Below are 22,538 nucleotides of genomic sequence, written 5' to 3'. Positions count from 1 at the left end.
TTGTTTTCTTTTTTTAATTGAATTTTCATCTTCATAGTAAAAAGGTAGGCAAGAAACCTGACAACTTGAATGAAATACAAAACGTTTACTAGGTATAATAGTCTGAAAATACAGAAAAAAGAGGTGTGGTTATGAAAAAAGGGCATCCTGTACTAACCATTTTTCTATTCTTTTTAGGCTGGGTTTTCATGTATGCAGACCGTAATATTTTATCTCCGGTGATGGGTGATATTGGAGAACAGTGGGGGCTGACAAAAACAGAATTGGGATTAATGTCTACGGTATTTTTTGCTTCCTATGCGGCTATGCAGATACCGACTGGCTTTTTAGCAGATCGTTTTGGGCGAGTGAAAGTGCTTGTTATTGGATATATTTTATTTGGAGTAGCAACGTTTTTAACTGGCCTGGCTACGACGTTTGGCATGTTTTTGCTAATGCGTGCACTAACTGGTCTTGGAGAAGGTACTTATTATGGTTCACAGTATGGTATCTCTTCCAGCATCGCTTCAGAAAGGTACCGAGGGCTCGTGTCGGCATTGATTAACAGCGGTATGGCGTTTGGTATTTCACTAGGCTTTATCGGCTCATCTTATATTACATATACGCTTGATAAAGGGTGGCAGTTCACTTTTTATCTTTTTGCTGTACCAACTATAATTGTAGCTATTTTAATTGCACTATTTGTGGAAGATGGGAAAGTTAAGGAGAGTAAGGCACAAGTAAAGGAAAAAGAACCGCTGCGAAAACTATTTACAAAAAACCATATTCTAGTGTATATATTAATCTTTTGTTCACTTTACGGATTTTTTGGAATGCTAACATGGTTGCCGTACTACCTACAAAGTTCTAGAGGGCTTGAAGCTTCAGAAACAGGTATTATTGCTTCTTTGGTACCATGGGCATCTATTCCTGGGGCTATTTTCTTTGGCTATATGTCTGATCGAATTCAGAATAAAAAAGTGTTGATTGTTAGTTTGTCAGTTGCTGGGGCACTATGTCAATTTTTTATACCTTACACAAACAGCTATGCTTGGCTTTTAGTTGGACTTGTAGTGTATGGGCTGATTGGAAAATTAGCGTTAGACCCAATTTTAATTTCCTACATTGCATCTATTACGCCTTCTACAATGTATTCTAAAGTGTATGGATTTTTTAACTTTAGCGGAATGCTTTCATCTATTTTTGCACCGTATATTACTGGTTATTTTGCTGATCGCTCAGAAAGCATGGAATTGGGGTTTTATTTGTCAGGTGGACTTCTTTTAATTGGAGCGCTGCTCTTTTTGTTTACAGGGAGACAGAAGTCTGTTTACACTGTTTCAAATCCTGTTTTAAAATGACGAATATAATATGAAGGTACAAGGCTGGGACATAAATATTTAAGGCAGTAATATATCCAAACTATGGAGGAGTAATCCTTTTTATAGTTTGGTTTTTTTGTTAAGTGAGTAACCTGTTTGAAAAACTAGTAAAATAGAGCGTAGGGCACGTAACTCCTGCAAGTACTAAAGGAAAGGCTGAGACCTCGCTTTCCACGAGGAGGCTCAGATTCCTTCTGGTGGAAAGCGAGTGTCTGCAGCGTAATGAAACAGACTAGCTGTTACAACCTCAATTCTTGAGAAACGTCATGATTCGTTTCTGAGAAAAGGTCATCAGCACCTTACTTTTGTCCGTTTATATCTCGTGCTTCTTCAGGGCTCTGTAAATTAGTTGCACCAGGGTAATGCAAACCTTGGTCACGGTCTGACTCAACACGCTTTGATTGTTTTAACTTTTTCTCTTGGCGATCTTTTCCCATAATCTCTACCTCCTCATTTTTTATTTATTATAGGTTTACCGAAGTTTGTGTTTCTATGCTTACACACACGGTTAATTTTTATAAAACTGATACATAATGAGAGAATAGGGAGTTGAGAAGATGGAAGGTTTTCTATTCTATTGGTTTGCTTGGATTGGGTGGATTATTTCAACATTTTTTTTGGGTAAAACGCCTTTAAGGTGGAAGGTGTCGATGCTGTTGCTGATAAGCATTATGCTATCAACAACGTCTGTCTGGGTAGGACCATTTTTCATTAGCTATACTTACCTTTTTTTACTAGTCATGGTGTGTATAGACGCTTCAAGGTTTAAGGCTTCAAAGCAATTATACGTATTATTTATTTCACTCATTGTTATGTTTGCCTATGTAGGATTTTGCTTGTTAGAGCTGTACGATCCAGTATGGATCTTTGTGAATCGCCAATGGCTTTTAACAGCTATTATTTTATATATTGTTTTTCTTCTAGTAAAAGATGACTATATGCGGTGCATAGTTATTTTGCTAGGATTGTTGGGCGGAGATTTTCTGTATAGCTTAATAGTCACCAGTCTCTCAATGCCTTATCCTGTAGGACAACCAACGTTCCTTGACCTTGTAGCCGCTGTACTAATGCTTCTTTTTATTTGGAAAATTGTGCGGACATTCGCATCACAGTTTGATTGGCTGTTAGGGAAATTTCAGCGTCAAAAGCACAACCCGGTAAAACCTAATAATTGATTTCTGAAAAATTTGTTGTTGTGAAGCAGCTTTTTTGATAAAATTGTTTGATTGAGAGAGTACTCTTAATTGTTGCATACAGGTGAATAAGATATTGACTAGTAGGCAATAATTTGAGGTCATGCATGTTTGCATGACCTCCATTTTTGAAAAAGAATGATCTTATCTATTAAAAATATTCAATTGTGAAATGAATGAGCAAAAGGTTGCTATTTATACATAGAACAGATCAAAGAAAGGAAAGATTCGCATGCCAAAACCAATTATTGCAATTGTAGGCCGACCAAATGTTGGAAAGTCAACGATTTTTAACCGAATTGTAGGAGAGCGCGTATCAATTGTCGAAGATATTCCAGGCGTAACGCGCGATCGTATTTATAGCTCAGCTGAATGGCTTAATATGGACTTTAATATCATTGATACAGGGGGAATCGATATTGGAGATGAGCCGTTTTTAGAGCAAATTAAGCAACAAGCTGAAATTGCTATTGATGAAGCGGACGTTATTGTCTTTTTGACGAATGGGCGAGATGGTATTACATCAGCTGATGAAGAAGTAGCAAAAATCCTATACAAGTCTAAAAAACCCGTTGTATTAGCAGTTAATAAAATTGATAACCCTGAGATGAAAGAGTTAATCTATGATTTCTATGCTTTAGGATATGGCGAGCCATTCCCTATTTCAGGCACGCATGGTTTGGGGCTAGGAGACTTATTAGACGAAGCAGCTAAGCATTTCCCAAAAGATGAAGATGAAGATTATGGAGACGATGTTGTTAAATTTTCGTTGATTGGTCGACCAAATGTTGGGAAATCATCACTTGTAAATGCTGTGCTAGGTGAGGATCGCGTTATTGTAAGTAATATTGCAGGTACGACTCGTGATGCTATTGATACAAAGTTTACGAAAGAAGAACAAGAATATGTTGTGATTGATACAGCTGGTATGAGAAAGCGCGGTAAAGTATACGAGAGTACAGAGAAATACAGTGTACTTCGTGCGTTACGAGCGATTGAACGTTCAGATGTCGTCTTAGTTGTATTAAACGCAGAAGAAGGAATCATTGAACAAGATAAAAAGATTGCCGGTTATGCACAAGAAGCAGGAAAGGCAGTTGTTATCGTCATTAATAAGTGGGATACAGTAGAAAAAGACGATAAAACGATGAAAAAGTTTGAAGAAAATGTTCGTGAACATTTCCAATTTTTAACGTATGCACCAATTGTCTTTTTATCAGCGAAAACAAAAAAACGTACGCATACTCTTTTACCAGTTATTAATATGGTAAATGAAAACCATGCAATGCGTGTTGAAACAAGTATCTTAAACGATGTAATCATGGACGCTGTTGCGATGAACCCAACACCAACACATAATGGTAAGCGTCTTAAAATTTATTATGCAACGCAGGTAGCAATTAAACCACCTACCTTTGTTGTCTTTGTAAATGATCCTGAACTACTTCACTTCTCTTATGAGCGTTTCTTAGAAAACAAACTGCGCGCAGCGTTTGGATTTGAAGGAACACCAATTCGAATTATTGCTCGATCAAGAAAATAAAAAGGAGTGCAGATGACATGGAGAAAATTGCGGTATTAGGTGCAGGAAGCTGGGGCACAGCTTTGGGCTTTGTATTAGCGGATAACGGTCATGATGTACGTATATGGGGACATCGCCAGGAAACGATTAATGGTATTAATGAAATGCATGAAAATAAAAAATACCTTCCTGGCGTAGAGCTTCCAATGACTATGCGAGGCTACACATCATTAGAAGAAGCAATTCTTGGAGTAGAAACGATTATTTTAGCTGTTCCAACAAAAGCAATTCGTGAAGTGTTACAAAGTCTTGGAGATGTTGCGACCAATCCGTTAACAATTGTTCATGTTAGTAAAGGAATTGAACCAGATACGCTGCTTCGCATTTCTGAAATGATTGAACAAGAAATGGAACCTGCTAAATTACAGGATGTAGTTGTTTTATCTGGACCAAGCCATGCAGAGGAAGTAAGCAGAAGGCAGCCTACTACTGTTACTTCGTCCTCTAAGAATATGAAAGCAGCAGAAAAAGTACAAGATTTGTTTAATAATCAGCAATATTTTCGCGTATACACAAACCCAGATATAATAGGGGTAGAAATTGGTGGAGCGTTGAAGAATATTATTGCATTAGCTGCTGGAATCACTGACGGCCTTGGATATGGTGATAATGCTAAAGCCGCACTTATGACACGTGGATTAGCAGAAATTGCGCGACTTGGTAGCATATTGGGTGCAAATCCACTTACATTTTCAGGATTGACTGGAATCGGTGACCTAATCGTAACGTGTACAAGCGTGCACTCAAGAAATTGGCGTGCAGGGAATATGCTAGGTAAAGGTCACAAATTGGAAGAAGTACTAGATAGTATGGGGATGGTAGTAGAAGGTGTTCGGACAACTAAAGCTGCCCATCAGTTAGCTGAAAAGTACAGTGTTAAAATGCCAATTACCCAAGCGTTATATGATGTATTGTTTAATGATGTTAGTGCAAAAGCAGCTGTTGATTCTTTAATGTCTCGTACAAAAACTCATGAAATGGAAGATTTAGCGAACATTTTAGGAGAACGAAAGAACTAACTTGCAAAGAAATGTAGAAAAAATAGTAAATTGGTGATGCGGAATCACTTGTAGTTGCATAAAATAACATGTAAATAAAGATGAGTGGAACTCTTCATGGGAATATTTAGTTGTAGCCGAAATAAAGTGCCCCCTTTATTTCGGCTTTTTATTTTGAGTCAATTAATAGAATCCTTTAATTCCCTTTTTTTACACGAAACATGGACTTCCTATGCTATAATGAGAGCGAGAGGGGAGTGGATGAGCGGTGTCGCCAGCGTTATTAAAAATGTGGATTTCACTTGGTTCAATTGCATTTATGTTTATTTCCGTGTTTTCTATTTATTTAAGTCGTTACAAAATTAAAAATGTTATATTTAAATATGTACTCGCTTTCATTGCCTACGCATTGATGATTATTGCGGGATTTATTATGGTGATTGTTGTCTTTAGTGGCCCAACACCTGGAGCATAACAAAAACTGATAGGGTGAAGTTTAATGAGAAAAGTCTTACTATTTATAATTTTCTGTAGCTCAACATTCTTATTATCAGCTTGCTTGTACCCTGAGGCCAATCTATCTCAAAATCAGGTGCCTTATAAAGATCAGCTTGCAGCTGTGCAACAAGCGGTTGATGATTTTCAAAAAGATAGCGGAGGATTATTACCAATCAAAACAAGAGATAACGATACGCCTATTTATCAGAAGTACCCTATTGAATTTAACAAACTTAGCCCACGCTATATGCAAGAGCCACCTGGTACAGCGTTTGAAAGCGGAGGCGTTTTTTCATATATGCTGGTGGACGTAGAAAAAAATCCAACCGTCAAATTAATAGATTTACGAATGGCTGAACAAATCAAAGAGGTAAATATTCACCTGAATCTATACAGACAAAAACATAGTGGTTATGCGCCATTTAAAGAGGTAATTGCCGATGGTGTTTTTTCCATTGACTATAAAAAATTAAACATGCAAGAGCCACCCACCGTTGTAAGTCCTTATAGCAGCCAATTACTTCCACTTGTGTTAAATGAGAAAGGTGAGCTGTTTGTAGATTATTCATCGGACTTATATGAAGCGTTGCAAAAGCATAAACATACATATAAAGAAGGAGAAGATATTCGGAATCTTCTAGTTGAGCATTCTCCTTTTGTTCCAGCTTATTCACTGCCGTATACCATTAACGAAAAAACAAATGAACCAATATTTTTAGAAAAATGAGTCATTAACCCTTTCTCGCTGAATAAAATTCAGAGAGAAGGGGTTTTCTCTTTCTTCTAAGAAATTTTAGCCTAACTTGTGATTGAGTCAGCATGTGCATGAAAAAAATTATAAATTTTTCTATCGAAAGTCATATTTTAATAGGACAACGTCATAACTATATAGTGTCCTAATTTACTCTCGCAATGGATGTCATATCCTATGAACTCATAGATCGGAGGGGATCTTTTGGAAAAGGTAGATGTGTTTAAGGATATCGCCGAACGTACAGGAGGCGATATATATTTAGGGGTAGTTGGTGCAGTAAGAACAGGAAAGTCAACTTTTATAAAGAAATTTATGGAACTGATGGTATTACCTCATATTGAAAATGAAGCAGAACGAGCACGAACACAAGATGAACTGCCTCAAAGTGCAGCAGGAAAAACGATTATGACAACTGAGCCCAAATTCGTTCCAAATCAAGCGGTTAGCGTACAGGTGGATGATGGGCTAGATGTTAACATAAGATTGGTAGACTGTGTAGGGTATACGGTTCCAGGTGCGAAAGGTTATGAGGATGAGAATGGTCCTAGAATGATTAATACTCCTTGGTATGAAGAGCCGATTCCGTTTCATGAAGCCGCTGAAATTGGCACTCGAAAAGTAATTCAAGAGCATTCTACAATCGGTGTTGTTATTACAACGGATGGAACAATTGGAGATATTCCACGCCATGATTATCTAGAAGCGGAAGAGCGAGTAATCAATGAATTAAAAGAAGTAGGAAAGCCTTTTATCATGGTTATTAATACCGTACAGCCTTATCATCCAGATACAGAGAAGCTAAGAGCAAGTCTTAACGAGAAATATGATATTCCAGTGTTAGCAATGAGCGTGGAAAGCATGCGTGATACAGATGTGCTAAACGTGCTAAGAGAAGCGCTATACGAGTTCCCAGTGCTAGAAGTTAATGTTAACTTACCGAGCTGGGTTATGGTGCTAAAAGATAAACATTGGCTACGTGAAAGCTATCAAGAAGCAGTTCAAGAAACGGTAAAAGATATTAAAAGGTTACGGGATGTTGATCGGGTAGTGGCTCAGTTTACGGAATTCGAATTTATTGAGCAGGCTCGATTAGCAGGAATCGAAATGGGGCAGGGAATTGCAGAGATTGATTTATATGCTCCAGATGACTTATATGATCAAATTTTAAAAGAGGTTGTTGGTGTTGAAATTCGCGGGCGAGACCACCTATTACAGCTTATGCAGGATTTTGTGCATGCTAAAATGGAGTATGATCAAGTATCTGATGCGCTTCGAATGGTGAAGCAAACTGGTTATGGGGTTGCCGCACCATCTTTAGCAGATATGAGCTTAGATGAGCCAGAGATTATTCGTCAGGGATCTCGCTTTGGAGTTCGTTTAAAAGCCGTTGCACCTTCAATTCATATGATTAAAGTGGATGTAGAATCAGAATTTGCTCCAATTATCGGTACGGAAAAGCAAAGCGAAGAGCTGGTTCGCTATTTGATGCAGGATTTTGAAGATGATCCACTGTCAATTTGGAATTCAGATATCTTTGGTAGATCATTGAGCTCCATTGTAAGAGAAGGTATACAAGGCAAACTTTCGCTAATGCCGGAAAATGCACGATATAAATTAAAAGAAACGCTAGAACGTATTATCAACGAAGGTTCAGGTGGTTTAATTGCGATTATTTTATAAGATTGATTAATAATAGATGGTTGCAGGCTCTTTTAATAAGGAGCCTTTTTCTTATGTTTAAAAGCCAAAATACGGAGATATCTCTTAAATCAATAAGGGGTCAAAAATAACAAAAAGAACATACGTTTCTGTTTTTTTGCTATATGACGATTTTCTGCTTGCTATGCTATTAGCGATATGTTAATCTTTTAAAAGAAATCGATTGGACATACTAGTTTTAGTATGGAAGTCTCCGAGACAAAATGAAAAACGTTGAATTATTCATAACAATCGTTTATTATTAGGCTTGTTGATACATAGGTTATGTATAATATTCGTTAATTTTGTTAACAAATGAGATATCGTCGATTACTAGATTCCTTTTGTAATGGGATTTTAGTTTTTATATGATCCGATTTTTGGGAGGAGGTGAATGGCATGAACAAGACAGAATTAATCAATGCTGTTGCAGAAGCGAGTGAGCTTTCAAAAAAGGATGCTACAAAAGCAGTTGATGCTGTTTTTGATACAATCTTAGATGCTTTAAAAGATGGTGACAAAGTTCAACTAATTGGTTTTGGTAACTTTGAAGTACGTGAGCGTGCTGCACGTAAAGGTCGTAACCCTCAAACGGGTGAAGAGATTGAAATCGCTGCAAGCAAAGTTCCTGCATTCAAACCAGGTAAAGCTCTTAAAGACGCTGTAAAATAATATTTACATAAAATGTCTATTTTTATAGTCATAATACAAGAGCTTTGAAAGGTCGCATATTTTGCGACCTTTCTTTTTTGCCTTTAGTACATACATATGCTAGAATTTTTTTAACTACGTCGTAATGCAACGAATGGGAGGCTACAGGATGTCAGCTGTAAATAAAGAGCAAATTGAACAAGCGGTAAGACAAATTTTAGAAGCAATTGGAGAAGATCCAAATCGAGAAGGACTATTGGATACACCAAAGCGCGTAGCTAAAATGTATGAAGAAGTCTTTTCAGGATTGAAGGAAGATCCAAATGAACATTTTAAAACTATATTTGGCGAGGAGCACGAAGAGTTAGTTTTAGTAAAAGACATCAACTTTCATTCAATGTGTGAACATCACTTGGTTCCTTTCTATGGAAAGGTTCATGTTGCATATATTCCAAAAGGTGGTCGCGTAACTGGATTAAGTAAGCTTGCACGTGCAGTGGAGGCTGTCTCTAAGCGTCCACAGCTTCAAGAAAGAATTACTTCTACAGTTGCTGATTCAATCGTGGAAACTCTAACTCCTCATGGAGTCATGGTTATTGTAGAAGCTGAACATATGTGCATGACGATGCGAGGGGTTCGCAAACCAGGAGCTATGACCGTTACATCAGCAGTTCGAGGAGTATTTGAACACGACCAAGCAGCGCGTGCAGAGGTATTATCATTAATCAAGTCGTAATTGGCTAGATATGGAGGGAAAGTTATGGCACAAAAATCGAATCCAGAATACATCGTCATTAAAGCGGTGGAAGATGGTGTAAATGTTATAGGTTTAACAAGAGGTGCGGATACACGATTTCATCATTCTGAAAAGCTAGATAAAGGTGAAGTGATGATTGCTCAATTCACAGAGCATACGTCAGCAATTAAAATAAGAGGCAAAGCACTTATCCAAACAGTTCACGGTGAGGTTGAATCCGACGGCAAAAAATAAGCAGGAGTTTCCTGCTTTTATTTTTATGATATCCACGAGCACTTAAAGTGACGTGAATAACACCATGTAAAGAATGGAAAAATAAAAGTGCGAGAAAATCCAACAATAACCTAGCTGTCGATTATGATTTTACAGGTTAAATTAACCTATAGTTATGGTATAATTGACACTATCGAATTTACTTTGGAAAAAGCAGTGACTGAAAGGGAGACAAGGGTGATGAATGTGCAAAACATCTACGATACGGTTGCAGACATGAAAGAACAGATTCATGCTGAGTTGAGTCATCCATATGTTCAAAAATTTATTCATCATCCAACTGTAGATGAAAATAAATTATTATACGTATGCTCGTTTTTAACGACTCTTTCACTTGAACAGCAAAAGTGGAGTCGCTGTGCGCTGTCGGTTATGCTTGTGCAAACTGCACTAGATACTCACGACTTAGTCTCTACTCAAAATGTTGATAGCGAAGGAAAACAACTGCATGAGCGACAGCTAACCGTATTAGCAGGCGACTATTATAGCGGTTTGTATTATTATTATTTAGCACAGACGGGGCAAATCGACTTAATTAAGGTAATTGCTTCGTCTATTAAAGAAATTAATATTGCTAAAATCCACATCTATCATAACCATACAAAAGACTTACAGGATATGATGACAAATTTCTTTACGGTTGAATCATCACTTATCAGTTCCTTATGTGATTATTTTAATTGTTCAGAGTGGCAAGAGCTTTTAGAACACGCTTGTCGTTTAAACGCTATTTCAACTCAGTTAACGAAGCTGGAACAGCATGAACCTTCTATTTTGTTAGACAGTTATAAAAAAAATGGAATGGAAAGCACGAGAATTCAAGAAGCGCTCTATGCTTCAAGTGAGTCATCAATTGCTGTAGTAAAGCAATATTTAGCAGCGGGTTCAATTGATATTAATGAGCCATTAAAGAAGCACTTATACGAAATGATTGGCAGCTTAGAGCGTCTTAAAAATGTTGTAGGAGAAGGATAGTATGCAGCAATCAAAAGAAGAGCGTGTGCATGGAGTTTTTGAAAAAATATATAAAAACTACGATCAAATGAACTCAGTAATTAGCTTTCAGCGTCATAAAGCATGGAGAAAAGATACAATGAAGCGAATGAACGTACAGCCAGGAACAGCTTCACTTGATGTATGCTGCGGAACTGCTGATTGGACATTAGCTATGGCTGAAGCAGTGGGACCAAAAGGAAAAGCTGTTGGACTTGATTTTAGTCAAAATATGCTGAAAATCGGGCACGAAAAAGTAAATCAATCCTCATTTTCAAACATTGAATTGTTACATGGAAATGCAATGAGTTTACCGTTTGAAGATAATTCATTTGATTATGTCACAATAGGATTTGGGCTTCGAAACGTTCCCGACTACATGACTGCCTTAAAAGAGATGTATCGAGTAGTAAAGCCAGGTGGAAAAGTAGTATGCTTAGAGACGTCGCAGCCGACCATGATAGGTTATCGACAAGCTTATCTTTTCTATTTTAAATACATCATGCCTGCATTTGGGAAACTGTTTGCAAAAAGCTATGATGAGTATTCATGGCTTCAGGAATCAGCACGTGATTTCCCAGGCCCTAAAGAACTAGCTGAAATGTTTAAAAAGGCAGGATTTCAAGACATTGAAGTCAAAACCTATACAGGTGGAGTAGCTGCAATGCACTTAGGGTACAAACGAGTATAGAGACAATTGTAATAAATATTAATGTGTAAAGTAGTGTAACATCGAACGATTGAAATGAATTTATAATGCTAGGTGAGTCCAATGAAATTAAAAATGATGTATACTTTTCTAAACACGGATATTGCACTAATTGAAAAAGAATTAGAGCAAAGGATTGAAACAAAAGAGGCATTAATTACAAATGCATCTCTTCACCTTTTACAGGCAGGGGGAAAAAGAATTCGCCCTGTCTTTGTTTTATTAGCCGGCAAATTTGGTTCTTATGATATTAACCAGATTAAGCATGTCGCAGTAGCCCTTGAACTGATACATATGGCGTCTTTAGTTCACGACGATGTAATTGATGATGCAGATATGAGGCGAGGCAAGCCAACGATTAAAGCTAAGTGGGATAATCGAATTGCTATGTATACAGGAGATTATATTTTTGCGCGTGCGCTTGAAACCATTACTAAGATTGAACAAGTGGATGCTCATAAAATCTTATCCGATACGATGGTTGAATTAACGCTAGGCGAGATTGAACAAATCAAAGATAAATACGATTTAAACCAAGACTTGCGTACGTACTTGCGTCGTATTAAGCGAAAAACAGCGTTGTTAATTGCAGCAAGCTGTCAGCTTGGAGCAATTGCAGCTGGTGCTCCTGAGTCTATACATAAAAAGCTATTTCTGTTCGGTTATTATGTGGGAATGTCGTTTCAAATTACTGATGATATTTTAGATTTTACATCCTCGGAAGAAAAGCTGGGTAAGCCGGTAGGAAGTGATTTGTTACAGGGGAACATCACACTGCCTGTTCTTTACGCACTAGAGGATCCAAACTTCCGCCTTAAAGTTGAGAAGTTATTTGTAGCAGACGATCAAACAGAGCTTATTTCCGAAATTATTACGTATATTACTACTTCTTCTAACGTAATTGATCGTTCTGTTGAAGTAAGTGAGCGATACCTTGAAAAGGCCATGATGATCTTAAAAGAGTTACCCGATAATAAAGCTCGCAAAGCGCTATATCAGATTGCTAAATATATTGGTAAGAGAAAATTTTAAAAAAATCTTTTTGGTAAGTTGTAAAACAACTTAAAGAGTGGTAAGATTTTCTTGAGTGTGATTACGCTTTCATTTGCTTTACATATCATAACTTCAGGGGTGGAGAGAAAATGATACAACAAACATTTTTAATGGTCAAACCAGACGGGGTACAAAGAAGTATTGTAGGAGAAATTGTATCTCGCTTTGAAAAAAAGGGGTTTCAATTAGTTGGTGCAAAGCTTATGCACGTATCGCAAGATTTGGCTGAAACACATTACGGAGAACATCGTGAAAAACCATTTTTTAAAGAACTAGTTGACTTTATTACATCAGGACCAGTATTTGCAATGGTATGGGAAGGGGAAAATGTCATTGCAAATGCACGTCAAATGATGGGGAAAACAAATCCCCAAGAAGCGCTTCCAGGTACAATTCGAGGAGACTACGGGCTTATCGTTGATAAGAATGTTATTCATGGTTCAGATTCTCCAGAGAGTGCTCAACGTGAAATTGGGCTGTTCTTTTCAGAATCGGAAGTTGTATCATACAACAAACAGTTAAATAGCTTGCTTTATTAAGCAGACAATTAGACAATTACCATAGAAAAAAGCAAATGAATTTAATTCATTTGCTTTTTTCTATGGAGAAATTTAACATCAATAAACAAGATTCCGATATAATGAAATAAAAAGAAATATGTAATGTGATAGATAGGGGTCTTATTTATGACAAATGAATATGAAGAATTTGTTCGCAAAATTAAGCTAAAAACAGGTATCGACCTGGCGTTATATAAAGAAGCACAAATGAGAAGAAGACTGGTATCTTTATATGAAAAGAAAGGCTTCACTAGCTTTCAAACTTATTATCAAGCCCTAAATTATCAAGAAGAATTATTAACTGAATTTTTAGATAGAGTTACCATCAATGTCTCAGAATTTTATCGAAACCGCAAGCGGTGGGAAGTATTAGAAGAAACAATCTTACCTCAGTTAACAAAAGAAAACGAAACCTTAAAAGTCTGGAGTGCGGCATGTTCTACCGGAGAGGAACCGTACACGTTAGCGATGGTGTTATCTTCTTACTATCCACTTTCAAAAATTAAAATCCTAGCTACAGATTTGGATCAAACGGTTATTGAAAAAGCTAAAATAGGCTTGTATACGGAAAAATCACTACAAGAAGTGCCTGTACATATAAAAAACAAATATTTTACTAGTCAAGGATCATTTTACAAGGTAAACGATGAGATAAAAAAAACCGTTACTTTTAAAAAACACAATTTACTTGCGGACCCTTTTTCACAGCAGTTTGACTTAATTGTTTGTCGCAATGTGCTTATTTATTTTACGGAAGAGGCGAAGCACCAGCTTTATCAAAAGTTTTCAGATTCATTGAGACGAGGAGGTATCTTTTTTGTAGGAAGCACGGAGCAAGTGTTTCAACCTCAGAAATATGGGTTAGAAGTAGCAGATACGTTTTTTTATCGCAAGCTATAACAGAGAAAGTAAACAGTGCGTTCGCTTTTTTTTATGTGGTGAAGTAACATAGAGTGTGGTATAGTCATATTTAAAAATAAAAATTCAGACGATTTCCTGAAAAATACATAATCGTGGAGGTAGAAAGATGAGATACTTAACCGCAGGAGAGTCGCATGGTCCACAATTGACGACAATTCTAGAAGGTGTTCCAGCAGGACTACCTTTAACTGCAGAAGACGTAAATACAGAGCTTGCGCGTAGGCAAAAAGGGCATGGACGAGGACGCCGTATGCAAATTGAGAAGGATCAAGTGCAAATTTTGAGTGGTGTTCGCCATGGCTATACGCTAGGGTCTCCTATTGCGCTTGTTGTTGAAAATAACGATTGGAAGCATTGGACGAAGATTATGGGTATTGAGCCAATTTCCGAAGAAGAAGCCGAAGACGTGAAGCGGAAAATTTCACGCCCACGACCTGGACATGCAGATTTAAATGGAGCAATTAAATATGGGCATCGGGATATGAGAAACGTATTAGAGCGTTCCTCAGCACGTGAAACAACAGTTCGCGTCGCGGCTGGTGCAGTGGCAAAGCAAATTTTAGCTCAGTTTGGAATTAAGGTGGCAGGACATGTTCGTGAAATCGGTGGAATTAAAGCTAATCCTCCAGCTTATGAAACCCTTGAACAACTAAAGGAAGTTACAGAGCAGTCACCGGTTAGGTGTTTTGATACAGCTGTTGAAAAAGATATGATGCAAGCAATCGACGATGCAAAAAAAGCTGGAGATTCAATCGGTGGAATTGTTGAAGTCATCGTGGAAGGTATGCCAGCTGGTGTTGGTAGCTATGTACACTACGATCGGAAATTAGATGCTAAAATTGCTGCGGCTGTAATGAGTATCAATGCGTTTAAAGGGGTTGAATTTGGTCTTGGCTTTGAAGCTGCCCGAAAGCCCGGTAGCGAAGTTCATGATGAAATTTTGTGGGATGAACAAAGTGGATATACAAGAAGAACAAACCGTTTAGGTGGCTTTGAAGGTGGAATGACGACTGGAATGCCAATTGTTGTTAGAGGTGTTATGAAGCCTATCCCGACGCTTTATAAGCCATTGAAGAGTGTTGATATTGAAACGAAAGAACCGTTTGAAGCGAGCATTGAACGCTCAGATAGCTGTGCGGTTCCTGCGGCTAGCGTCGTAGCAGAAGCTGTCGTTGCTTGGGAATTAGCAGATGCCATTATGGAACAGTTTGGTCAAGATCAAATTAAAACAATATCTGAAAACATCAATCAAATGCGTGAATATGCGAGGGGATTTTAATGGAACAAATTCAAATCGAAACCAAGTCTAAAACATACCCTCTTTATTTAGGTGAAAATATTCTATCTGAACTTCCATCAGTGATCAAAGATGTAAAGCCAAACACATCACAAATTCTAGTATTAACAGATGAAGCGGTAAACGAACGCTATGGAGATAAAATGATAGAAGCGTTAGCTGCTTATTCAACGGTTTATAAATACGTACTTCCTAGCGGTGAACAAGCAAAATCTTTTGACCATTACTATGCGTGTCAAACGTTTGCTTTAGAAAAGCAGCTGGATCGTAATGCTCTTATCATTGCATTTGGAGGAGGCGTAATTGGAGATTTAGCTGGCTTTGTTGCAGCAACTTATATGCGTGGTATATCATTTATTCAAGTTCCAACAACCCTTCTTGCCCATGATAGTGCAGTTGGTGGAAAGGTAGCAATTAATCATGAGCTAGGCAAAAATATGATTGGTGCGTTCTTTCAACCAGAAGCTGTTTTTTATGATATTGACTTATTAAATACGCTACCTGAAAAAGAATGGCGTTCTGGTTTCGCTGAAGTTATTAAACATGCGTTAATTCATGACGTGGAGTTCTATCAATGGCTAAAAACAACGATTAAAACGTTAAGTGACTTACGAGAAGATGCTTTAATCTATGCGCTTAAAAAAGGAATCTCTGTCAAAGCAGCGATAGTAAAAGAAGACGAAATGGAAGCGGGTGTTCGAGCACATTTAAACTTCGGACATACATTAGGCCATGCCATTGAATCAGAATGTGGGTATGGAAAAATTAGCCATGGAGAAGCGGTAGCAATCGGAATGCTTTTCGCTATGGATGTGAGCAATGCTTTAGGGAAAACGAAATTTCCGGTATCTGAAATTGCCTCATGGTTTAAACAGTTTGGTTATCAAACGTCTATTCCTTCACATCTAGAAAAAGAGCGTTTGTTAAAGAAAATGCAGGCTGATAAAAAATCTAAACAAAGCGACGTATATATGGTCTTACTTGAAGAAGTTGGTCAACCTTATGTTCAAAAGGTGGAAAATGACCTTATTCTCACACTGTTAAGTCAGCAGCTAGAGAATTCCAATTAAAACAGTCTCATGGTTGACAATTTTTAGATAAGCGTAATACAATGTAGATAGTTTAGAGCTAGTAATAAGTAGTTTAGTTGAGTTTAGGGTAGACGAGAATGAGATAGTTGAGAAGAGCTGAGTTTAGTTAAAATATGACATTCGTTTACCCAAAGGCATGCTTTTTTGATGTGCCTTTGGGTTTATTTATAATAACTTCTAAAAACACCTCACTATTTCTCATTCTCCATTTGAAATGGAGGAATGAATCACATGACAAACACGTATGCTTCCTTTTTGGAAGACTCTTCACACTTTTTAACAATTCCTATTACAAAGACGTTATATGTTGACAGTCTAACCCCGGTTGATTTGTTTCAGCGGGTACAGGACGAAGCAGTTTACTTACTTGAAAGTAACGATGATACATCACCTTGGTCCAACTATTCATTTATTGGATTAAATCCTTTTTTATATGTTGCCGAAGAAAACGGTGAGTATATCATTAAAGACCGTCATCTCCAACGACAGTTTTCAGCTTCTAGCTTCAAGAACGCTGTTCAAACAGTGAATGAGAAGTTTAAAGTAAAGCTTCCCAACCTGTCGCTTCCCTTTAAAGGTGGTGCAGTTGGTTTTATTAGTTATGATGCGGTTTCACAAATTGAAAAGGTACCGGTCAATAAAGAAAATGATTTACAAATGCCAACATTTCATTTTATGTATTGCGAAACACTGTTAGCATACAATCATCAATCAAAAGAGTTAGTTTTTCTCCGCTATGTTCAGCTTAACGAAGGAGATACAGATGTAGAAAAAAACAAGAAATATCAGCTTGCGGTTGAAGATATCAATTCGTATGTTAACAAGATAGTAAATCCTTTAATAAATAAGTTACCGCTAGTGTTTAATTCAGAACAAAAAGACGTAACGTTTAAAGGCGTAACTTCTTCATATGAAAAAGAGAAGTTTATGAACGACGTTAATAAAATTAAAGAGTATATCAAAAGCGGGGACGTTTTTCAGGCGGTATTATCCCAACGCTTTCAAGTTCCGACTAAAGCTTCTGGATTTGATATTTACAGAGTATTGCGACTAGTTAATCCATCTCCTTATTTATTTTATGTCAAAGTAGACGGTGTGGAATTAATCGGAAGCTCTCCAGAAAAACTTATTGGAATCGAAAACGGTGAATTAGAAATTCACCCTATTGCTGGCACAAGACGCAGAGGACGGAACGAACAAGAAGATCAGCATATGTACAAAGATTTAATTCAAGACGAAAAAGAACGTGCTGAACACTATATGTTAGTCGACTTAGCGCGTAATGATATTGGAAGAGTAGCTAAATACGGTAGCGTACAAACACCTGTATTAATGGAATTAGTTAAATTTTCACACGTCATGCACTTAATTTCTAAAGTAACAGGAACCATTCGTCCAAGCGTTCATCCAATTGATGCTTTGTTAGCGGCTTTTCCAGCGGGGACAGTATCAGGTGCACCGAAGGTGAGAGCCATGCAAATTTTAAATGAAATAGAACCTGTTGCGCGCAATGTTTATGCAGGAACCGTTGCATACATGGGATTTGATGGAAATATTGATTCGTGTATTGCCATTCGAACAATTGTCTTAAAAGATAAAGTAGCTTATGTACAGGCGGGTGCTGGCATTGTAGCAGACTCTAAGCCAGAACTAGAATGGAAAGAAACTCGTAACAAAGCAAGTGCTTTAATTAAAACGATTCAAATCGCTCAAGACATCTACGACAAAAAGGAGAATGTGTATGTTTAAAGAACTGCTATCAAAATGCTTAAACGGTGAAACATTATTAGCTGCAGAAGCACAAGAGCTTATGAATGACATTATGAATGGGCAAGTTCCACCTACACAAATTGCAAGTATCCTTACTTTGTTAACCTATCGAGGCGAAACGGTTGAGGAAATCGTTGGCTTTGTAAAAGGGATGAGAAATAACATGAACACAATCTCTATCAAGTATGAAAACGTCATTGATACATGTGGCACGGGAGGAGACGGTGCGTCAACGTTTAATATTTCTACAGCCAGTGCTATTGTGGCATCAGCAGCTGGTGTAAAGGTAGCAAAGCATGGCAATCGTGCTGTTTCATCAAAGAGTGGAAGTGCAGATGTACTAGAGAGATTAGGAGTAGATATTCAAGGCGAGAAGACTGAAGTTGAGGAAGCGCTTGAACGTGTTAACATGTCATTTCTATTCGCGCCTCTTTATCATCCTGCTATGAAACATGTTGCTCAAACCCGCCGAGAATTAGGATTTCGTACAGTTTTCAATGCCCTTGGTCCTTTAGCTAACCCTACTAATTGCAGCAAACAGGTAATTGGAGTGTATTCAATAGATTTAGCAAGAAAGCTTGCGCAAGCTTTAGTGCAGCTTAGAGCAAAACACGTGCTGCTTGTTTGTGGTCGAGATGGTTTAGACGAAATAAGCGTAACCACTGAAACAGACGTGGTAGAAGTGAAAGATGGACGCATAATAGAATATACACTGTCACCTGAATCACTAGGTATCCAAAGAGGAACTATGAAAGACCTTATAGTAAATGGTGCAGAAGAAAGCGCAGCTCTTATTCAATCAATCTTTAAAAACAGTGAAAATAAAACTGCACAGTCAGCGGTTGCTGTGAACGCAGCGGCTGCAATATATGTAAGCGGCGCTGTTCAAACAATCCAGCAAGGAGTCGTTGAAGCGATGCGAATCATTGAAAGCGGTCAGGCATTCAAACAGCTCCAGCTTTTAAAATCTGAAGAGGTGGTTAATCATGCTTAACAAAATTATTGAAACAAAAAAACAAGAAGTGGCAAACCTGGTGTTACCAGATCCCGTTCAGGTAAAGAAAGTATCATTCTTAAAAGCTCTTGCAAATCCAAATCGTATGCTTTCGCTGATTGCCGAAGTGAAAAAAGCATCACCTTCAAAAGGATTGATTCAACGAAATTTTAACCCTGTTACAATTGCTAAAGCGTATGAAGAAGGAAGAGCAGATGCACTTTCAGTTTTAACAGATGAGCAGTACTTTATGGGCCATCACACGTATTTGACTGAAATAAAGCAAAGCGTAAACCTTCCCGTTTTGAGAAAAGACTTTATAATCGATGAGCTTCAAGTTGAGGAGAGTGCTCGCATCGGTGCAGATGCTATTTTATTAATCGGAGAAGTCCTTGACCCTGTACATTTAAAAGAGTTATATGAACAAGCCGGAGAATTGGGACTTGATTGTTTAGTAGAGGTTCATGAAGCTGAGACGTTAGAACAAATTTTACGCGTATTCACGCCTCGCATTATTGGTGTCAACAATCGCAATTTACGTACATTTAAGACATCAATTACACAAACGAAGGACATTTCTTCAATTGTTCCTAAAGATAGCTTATTCGTTAGTGAAAGCGGAATTTATGAATATAAAGATCTTACTTATGTAAAAGAAGCTGGTGCAAAAGCAGTTCTAGTTGGAGAATCATTAATGAAACAAGATGATCAGCAAGCAGCAATTAAAAATCTATTTGGAGAAACAAATCATGCACATTAAATACTGCGGTATCCAAACAATTGAAGATTTTCAATTAGCAGAGGCTGGACTTGCTGATTACGTAGGCTTCATCTTTTATTCGAAAAGTAAGCGGTACGTTACGCCAGAAACAGTTCAGGCTATGAAACAATCAAACTTTAAGATAAAAAAAGTGGGCGTGTTTGTGAATGAAGCTCCTAGTCATGTATTGGAAACAGCGGTGACAGCAGACTTACAGGTAATTCAATGTCACGGGAATGAATCACCTGAAGAACTTATTTTTTATAAAAATGTTGGCTATGAAGTTTGGAAAGCTTTACCTCATGGTCCAGAAACTTTACAAGCAATGGAGCGTTATAAAAGCGTTGTTGACGGCTACGTAATTGATAGTAAAGTGAAAGAAAAATTTGGTGGAACAGGGGTTGCGTTTGACTGGAGTTTTATACCAACCTATATAAATACGGCTCGTTCTTATAAAAAGAAATGCTTTATTGCAGGTGGAATCACAGACTCTAATATTGATAGTTTAATGTACTATCAGCCAGATGGTATCGATTTGTCCAGTGGAATTGAAAGTGAAGGTAAAAAAGATCAACAAAAAATAAAGCGTATTGAAAGGAAGATTTTACATGACATACAATCATCCAGATGAATTTGGTAGATTTGGAGAATTCGGCGGGAAATATGTACCAGAAACGTTAATGAAACCATTGGAAGAAGTAGAAAGAGCACTAGACGAAGCTATGCAGGACCCAGCTTTTAAAGAGGAGTATTTATTTCTTCTTAAAAATTATTCAGGAAGACCTACAGCGCTAACTTATGCAGATAATTTAACAAATACACTCGGTGGAGCGAAGGTTTACTTAAAACGTGAAGACTTGAATCATACGGGAGCTCATAAAATCAACAATGCGATTGGTCAAATTTTGCTAGCAAAGCGCATGGGGAAAAAGAAGATTATCGCTGAAACAGGCGCTGGTCAGCACGGTGTAGCTACGGCCACGGTGGCGGCTAAGTTTGGAATGGAATGTAAAGTGTTTATGGGAGAAGAAGACATTGAACGTCAAGCGTTAAACGTATTTCGCATGAAACTATTAGGAGCAGAAGTTATCCCAGCTACTTCAGGTACAAAAACCTTAAAGGATGCAACGAATGAAGCGATTCGTTACTGGGTTCAGCACTGTGAAGATCATTTTTATTTAATTGGATCTGCTATTGGTCCTCATCCATATCCAAAAATGGTTCGCGATTTTCAAAAGATTATTGGAGAGGAAGCGAAACAGCAGTTTCTGCAAGTGGAAAGAAAGCTTCCTGATACGGTAATTGCTTGCGTTGGTGGTGGTAGCAATGCAATCGGTATGTTCTATGACTTTATTAAGGATGAAGGGGTAGAGCTTGTAGGAGTAGAAGCTGGAGGAAAAGGTGTTCATACCCAGCTTCACGCTGCCAAAATGGAAAAAGGAACTAAAGGCGTTATTCACGGGACATTAACGTATTTACTGCAAGATGAAAATGGTCAAATTACAGAGCCTTATTCGATTTCGGCAGGCCTTGACTATCCTGGAATTGGACCAGAACACTCTCACTTATCTTCAATAGGGAGAGTAAGATATGAAAGTGTAACGGATGACGAGTCGATTGAAGCGCTTCAGCTACTTTCAAAAACAGAAGGGATTATTCCGGCAATTGAATCAGCACACGCCCTTGCTAAAGCGTTTGAGATAGCGAAAACCAAAACAAAAGATGAAAGCATTTTGATTTGTTTATCAGGTCGAGGAGATAAAGACGTTCACACGCTTGTTAATTTGTTAGAAGGGAAGGAGAACGAATATGAGCACATTTAAACAGAGATTACCAAAGCATGATACGCTATTTATTCCATTTATTACAGCTGGAGATCCGCATGAAGATATCACTGTAGAGTTAGCTTTAGCTTTGCAAAAAGAAGGAGCTTCTGTATTGGAGCTAGGCGTTCCTTATTCCGATCCTTTAGCGGATGGACCAATTATCCAAGCGGCTTCTAACCGTGCACTTGCGCAGGGAATGTCTATATTAAAAGCAATTAAACTTGTGCCAAAAATGAGAAAAAAAGGGGTGGGAATTCCGATTATTCTCTTTACCTATTTTAATCCTGTGTTACAATTAGGTTTAGAATCCTTTTTCGCTTTAGTGCGAGAAAATGAAATTGATGGTGTACTAATTCCTGATTTACCTTATGAAGAAAGTGCAGAGATTCGTTCCCTTGCTGAGCGAAACGAAGTAGCTTATATTTCAATGGTTGCTCCGACATCTAAAGAGCGTATTGAAAAAATCTCCAAAGATGCAACAGGTTTTTTATACTGCGTATCATCTCTTGGCGTGACTGGAGTTCGAGAAACACTTCCTGAAGACTTAGATTTATTTTTACAAGAAGTTAAAGCAGCGACGTCTATACCAGTTGCTGTTGGATTTGGGATTTCAACAAGCCAACAAGTTGAAATATTGAAAGAATACACGGATGGTATTGTAATTGGTAGTGCAATTGTTCACAAAATTGCGGAACTTCAATCTGTACTTTTAAATGAGGAGACAAGATCAGAAGGAATAGCGAATTTTCAAGCGTATATAGCGTCCATCGTTTCACCGATACAAAAATGCGAGGTGTAA

The 22,538-nt window shown here is 37.7% G+C and carries 24 protein-coding genes; 23 read left to right on the top strand and 1 reads right to left on the bottom strand.

The features are described 5' to 3' along the window. Window positions 1-131 precede the first annotated feature (131 nt). Complete coding sequence (locus NIZ91_16415; protein USY54317.1) at window positions 132-1,340, top strand: MFS transporter; 1,209 nt, start codon at window positions 132-134, stop codon at window positions 1,338-1,340. Window positions 1,341-1,660: 320 nt separating this feature from the next. On the opposite strand, the gene NIZ91_16410 is transcribed toward NIZ91_16415, so the two are convergent. Beyond that, entirely contained in the window at window positions 1,661-1,798 is a 138-nt protein-coding gene (locus NIZ91_16410) for a YpzI family protein (GenBank protein ID USY54316.1), read from the bottom strand. A gap of 120 nt (window positions 1,799-1,918) precedes the next feature. On the opposite strand from NIZ91_16410, the gene NIZ91_16405 reads away from it, so the two are divergent. The 22 genes from NIZ91_16405 (at window position 1,919) to trpA (ending at window position 22,538) form a co-directional block, all read left to right on the top strand. Further along, the gene (locus NIZ91_16405) at window positions 1,919-2,536 is read left to right on the top strand and encodes a hypothetical protein (GenBank protein USY54315.1); all 618 of its coding nucleotides are present in this window, start codon (window positions 1,919-1,921) and stop codon (window positions 2,534-2,536) included. Window positions 2,537-2,786: 250 nt separating this feature from the next. Then, window positions 2,787-4,097 carry a ribosome biogenesis GTPase Der gene (gene der / locus NIZ91_16400; GenBank protein USY54314.1) on the top strand — a complete coding sequence of 437 codons (1,311 nt, stop codon included), beginning with the start codon at window positions 2,787-2,789 and terminating at the stop codon, window positions 4,095-4,097. A gap of 17 nt (window positions 4,098-4,114) precedes the next feature. Next, window positions 4,115-5,155, top strand: coding sequence for an NAD(P)H-dependent glycerol-3-phosphate dehydrogenase (locus NIZ91_16395; protein USY54313.1), 1,041 nt, complete (start codon window positions 4,115-4,117; stop codon window positions 5,153-5,155). Window positions 5,156-5,402: 247 nt separating this feature from the next. Beyond that, the gene (locus NIZ91_16390) at window positions 5,403-5,609 is read left to right on the top strand and encodes a DUF2768 domain-containing protein (protein ID USY54312.1); all 207 of its coding nucleotides are present in this window, start codon (window positions 5,403-5,405) and stop codon (window positions 5,607-5,609) included. Between the two features lie 24 nt (window positions 5,610-5,633). Beyond that, complete coding sequence (locus NIZ91_16385; GenBank protein ID USY54311.1) at window positions 5,634-6,359, top strand: hypothetical protein; 726 nt, start codon at window positions 5,634-5,636, stop codon at window positions 6,357-6,359. Window positions 6,360-6,587: 228 nt separating this feature from the next. Beyond that, window positions 6,588-8,066, top strand: a complete 1,479-nt coding sequence (spoIVA, locus tag NIZ91_16380) for a stage IV sporulation protein A (protein USY54310.1) — start codon at window positions 6,588-6,590, stop codon at window positions 8,064-8,066. 417 nt (window positions 8,067-8,483) lie between these two features. Next, on the top strand, window positions 8,484-8,756 hold the full coding sequence (hbs, locus tag NIZ91_16375) for a non-specific DNA-binding protein Hbs (protein ID USY54309.1): 273 nt from the start codon (window positions 8,484-8,486) through the stop codon (window positions 8,754-8,756). Window positions 8,757-8,904: 148 nt separating this feature from the next. Further along, a complete protein-coding gene (folE, locus tag NIZ91_16370) occupies window positions 8,905-9,471 on the top strand; it encodes a GTP cyclohydrolase I FolE (GenBank protein ID USY54308.1) in 567 nt (188 codons plus the stop codon). A gap of 24 nt (window positions 9,472-9,495) precedes the next feature. Continuing rightward, on the top strand, window positions 9,496-9,726 hold the full coding sequence (gene mtrB, locus NIZ91_16365; GenBank protein ID USY54307.1) for a trp RNA-binding attenuation protein MtrB: 231 nt from the start codon (window positions 9,496-9,498) through the stop codon (window positions 9,724-9,726). 219 nt (window positions 9,727-9,945) lie between these two features. Further along, complete coding sequence (locus NIZ91_16360; protein USY54306.1) at window positions 9,946-10,740, top strand: heptaprenyl diphosphate synthase component 1; 795 nt, start codon at window positions 9,946-9,948, stop codon at window positions 10,738-10,740. Window position 10,741: 1 nt separating this feature from the next. After that, entirely contained in the window at window positions 10,742-11,449 is a 708-nt protein-coding gene (locus NIZ91_16355) for a demethylmenaquinone methyltransferase (GenBank protein ID USY54305.1), read from the top strand. A gap of 81 nt (window positions 11,450-11,530) precedes the next feature. Further along, window positions 11,531-12,499 (top strand): heptaprenyl diphosphate synthase component II, encoded by a 969-nt coding sequence (gene hepT / locus NIZ91_16350; GenBank protein ID USY54304.1) that lies wholly within the window; start codon window positions 11,531-11,533, stop codon window positions 12,497-12,499. 110 nt (window positions 12,500-12,609) lie between these two features. Next, complete coding sequence (ndk, locus tag NIZ91_16345) at window positions 12,610-13,059, top strand: nucleoside-diphosphate kinase (GenBank protein ID USY54303.1); 450 nt, start codon at window positions 12,610-12,612, stop codon at window positions 13,057-13,059. Between the two features lie 147 nt (window positions 13,060-13,206). Continuing rightward, window positions 13,207-13,980, top strand: a complete 774-nt coding sequence (locus NIZ91_16340) for a protein-glutamate O-methyltransferase CheR (protein ID USY54302.1) — start codon at window positions 13,207-13,209, stop codon at window positions 13,978-13,980. Between the two features lie 127 nt (window positions 13,981-14,107). After that, window positions 14,108-15,280 (top strand): chorismate synthase, encoded by a 1,173-nt coding sequence (gene aroC / locus NIZ91_16335; GenBank protein USY54301.1) that lies wholly within the window; start codon window positions 14,108-14,110, stop codon window positions 15,278-15,280. Continuing rightward, on the top strand, window positions 15,280-16,368 hold the full coding sequence (gene aroB / locus NIZ91_16330; GenBank protein ID USY54300.1) for a 3-dehydroquinate synthase: 1,089 nt from the start codon (window positions 15,280-15,282) through the stop codon (window positions 16,366-16,368). Before aroC ends, aroB begins: the two co-directional genes overlap by 1 nt. A gap of 252 nt (window positions 16,369-16,620) precedes the next feature. Next, on the top strand, window positions 16,621-18,138 hold the full coding sequence (gene trpE, locus NIZ91_16325; GenBank protein USY54299.1) for an anthranilate synthase component I: 1,518 nt from the start codon (window positions 16,621-16,623) through the stop codon (window positions 18,136-18,138). Then, window positions 18,131-19,153: an anthranilate phosphoribosyltransferase gene (gene trpD, locus NIZ91_16320; GenBank protein ID USY54298.1), complete on the top strand. Its 1,023-nt coding sequence runs from the start codon at window positions 18,131-18,133 to the stop codon at window positions 19,151-19,153. The genes trpE and trpD overlap by 8 nt, the downstream gene beginning before the upstream one ends. Beyond that, window positions 19,146-19,913, top strand: coding sequence for an indole-3-glycerol phosphate synthase TrpC (trpC, locus tag NIZ91_16315; protein ID USY54297.1), 768 nt, complete (start codon window positions 19,146-19,148; stop codon window positions 19,911-19,913). The genes trpD and trpC overlap by 8 nt, the downstream gene beginning before the upstream one ends. Beyond that, window positions 19,903-20,544 carry a phosphoribosylanthranilate isomerase gene (locus NIZ91_16310; GenBank protein ID USY54296.1) on the top strand — a complete coding sequence of 214 codons (642 nt, stop codon included), beginning with the start codon at window positions 19,903-19,905 and terminating at the stop codon, window positions 20,542-20,544. The genes trpC and NIZ91_16310 overlap by 11 nt, the downstream gene beginning before the upstream one ends. Next, on the top strand, window positions 20,522-21,736 hold the full coding sequence (gene trpB / locus NIZ91_16305; GenBank protein USY54295.1) for a tryptophan synthase subunit beta: 1,215 nt from the start codon (window positions 20,522-20,524) through the stop codon (window positions 21,734-21,736). The genes NIZ91_16310 and trpB overlap by 23 nt, the downstream gene beginning before the upstream one ends. Next, on the top strand, window positions 21,723-22,538 hold the full coding sequence (trpA, locus tag NIZ91_16300; protein USY54294.1) for a tryptophan synthase subunit alpha: 816 nt from the start codon (window positions 21,723-21,725) through the stop codon (window positions 22,536-22,538). The genes trpB and trpA overlap by 14 nt, the downstream gene beginning before the upstream one ends.

The organism is Bacillus sp. 1780r2a1 (genome assembly GCA_024134725.1).
Lineage (GTDB): Bacteria > Bacillota > Bacilli > Bacillales > Bacillaceae_H > Priestia > Priestia aryabhattai_A.
The sequence above is the reverse complement of the archived record's forward strand: the minus strand, read 5'-3'. Positions and strand labels throughout refer to the sequence as shown.

What these genes read in the sequence shown, in the direction of transcription:
- NIZ91_16415 (USY54317.1), top strand. Translation starts at nt 132, where the DNA reads ATGAAAAAAGGGCATCCTGTACTAACCATTTTTCTATTCTTTTTAGGC.
- NIZ91_16410 (USY54316.1), bottom strand. Translation starts at nt 1,798, where the DNA reads ATGGGAAAAGATCGCCAAGAGAAAAAGTTAAAACAATCAAAGCGTGTT.
- NIZ91_16405 (USY54315.1), top strand. Translation starts at nt 1,919, where the DNA reads ATGGAAGGTTTTCTATTCTATTGGTTTGCTTGGATTGGGTGGATTATT.
- der (USY54314.1), top strand. Translation starts at nt 2,787, where the DNA reads ATGCCAAAACCAATTATTGCAATTGTAGGCCGACCAAATGTTGGAAAG.
- NIZ91_16395 (USY54313.1), top strand. Translation starts at nt 4,115, where the DNA reads ATGGAGAAAATTGCGGTATTAGGTGCAGGAAGCTGGGGCACAGCTTTG.
- NIZ91_16385 (USY54311.1), top strand. Translation starts at nt 5,634, where the DNA reads ATGAGAAAAGTCTTACTATTTATAATTTTCTGTAGCTCAACATTCTTA.
- hbs (USY54309.1), top strand. Translation starts at nt 8,484, where the DNA reads ATGAACAAGACAGAATTAATCAATGCTGTTGCAGAAGCGAGTGAGCTT.
- folE (USY54308.1), top strand. Translation starts at nt 8,905, where the DNA reads ATGTCAGCTGTAAATAAAGAGCAAATTGAACAAGCGGTAAGACAAATT.
- mtrB (USY54307.1), top strand. Translation starts at nt 9,496, where the DNA reads ATGGCACAAAAATCGAATCCAGAATACATCGTCATTAAAGCGGTGGAA.
- NIZ91_16360 (USY54306.1), top strand. Translation starts at nt 9,946, where the DNA reads ATGAATGTGCAAAACATCTACGATACGGTTGCAGACATGAAAGAACAG.
- NIZ91_16355 (USY54305.1), top strand. Translation starts at nt 10,742, where the DNA reads ATGCAGCAATCAAAAGAAGAGCGTGTGCATGGAGTTTTTGAAAAAATA.
- hepT (USY54304.1), top strand. Translation starts at nt 11,531, where the DNA reads ATGAAATTAAAAATGATGTATACTTTTCTAAACACGGATATTGCACTA.
- ndk (USY54303.1), top strand. Translation starts at nt 12,610, where the DNA reads ATGATACAACAAACATTTTTAATGGTCAAACCAGACGGGGTACAAAGA.
- NIZ91_16340 (USY54302.1), top strand. Translation starts at nt 13,207, where the DNA reads ATGACAAATGAATATGAAGAATTTGTTCGCAAAATTAAGCTAAAAACA.
- aroC (USY54301.1), top strand. Translation starts at nt 14,108, where the DNA reads ATGAGATACTTAACCGCAGGAGAGTCGCATGGTCCACAATTGACGACA.
- aroB (USY54300.1), top strand. Translation starts at nt 15,280, where the DNA reads ATGGAACAAATTCAAATCGAAACCAAGTCTAAAACATACCCTCTTTAT.
- trpE (USY54299.1), top strand. Translation starts at nt 16,621, where the DNA reads ATGACAAACACGTATGCTTCCTTTTTGGAAGACTCTTCACACTTTTTA.
- trpD (USY54298.1), top strand. Translation starts at nt 18,131, where the DNA reads ATGTTTAAAGAACTGCTATCAAAATGCTTAAACGGTGAAACATTATTA.
- trpC (USY54297.1), top strand. Translation starts at nt 19,146, where the DNA reads ATGCTTAACAAAATTATTGAAACAAAAAAACAAGAAGTGGCAAACCTG.
- NIZ91_16310 (USY54296.1), top strand. Translation starts at nt 19,903, where the DNA reads ATGCACATTAAATACTGCGGTATCCAAACAATTGAAGATTTTCAATTA.
- trpB (USY54295.1), top strand. Translation starts at nt 20,522, where the DNA reads ATGACATACAATCATCCAGATGAATTTGGTAGATTTGGAGAATTCGGC.
- trpA (USY54294.1), top strand. Translation starts at nt 21,723, where the DNA reads ATGAGCACATTTAAACAGAGATTACCAAAGCATGATACGCTATTTATT.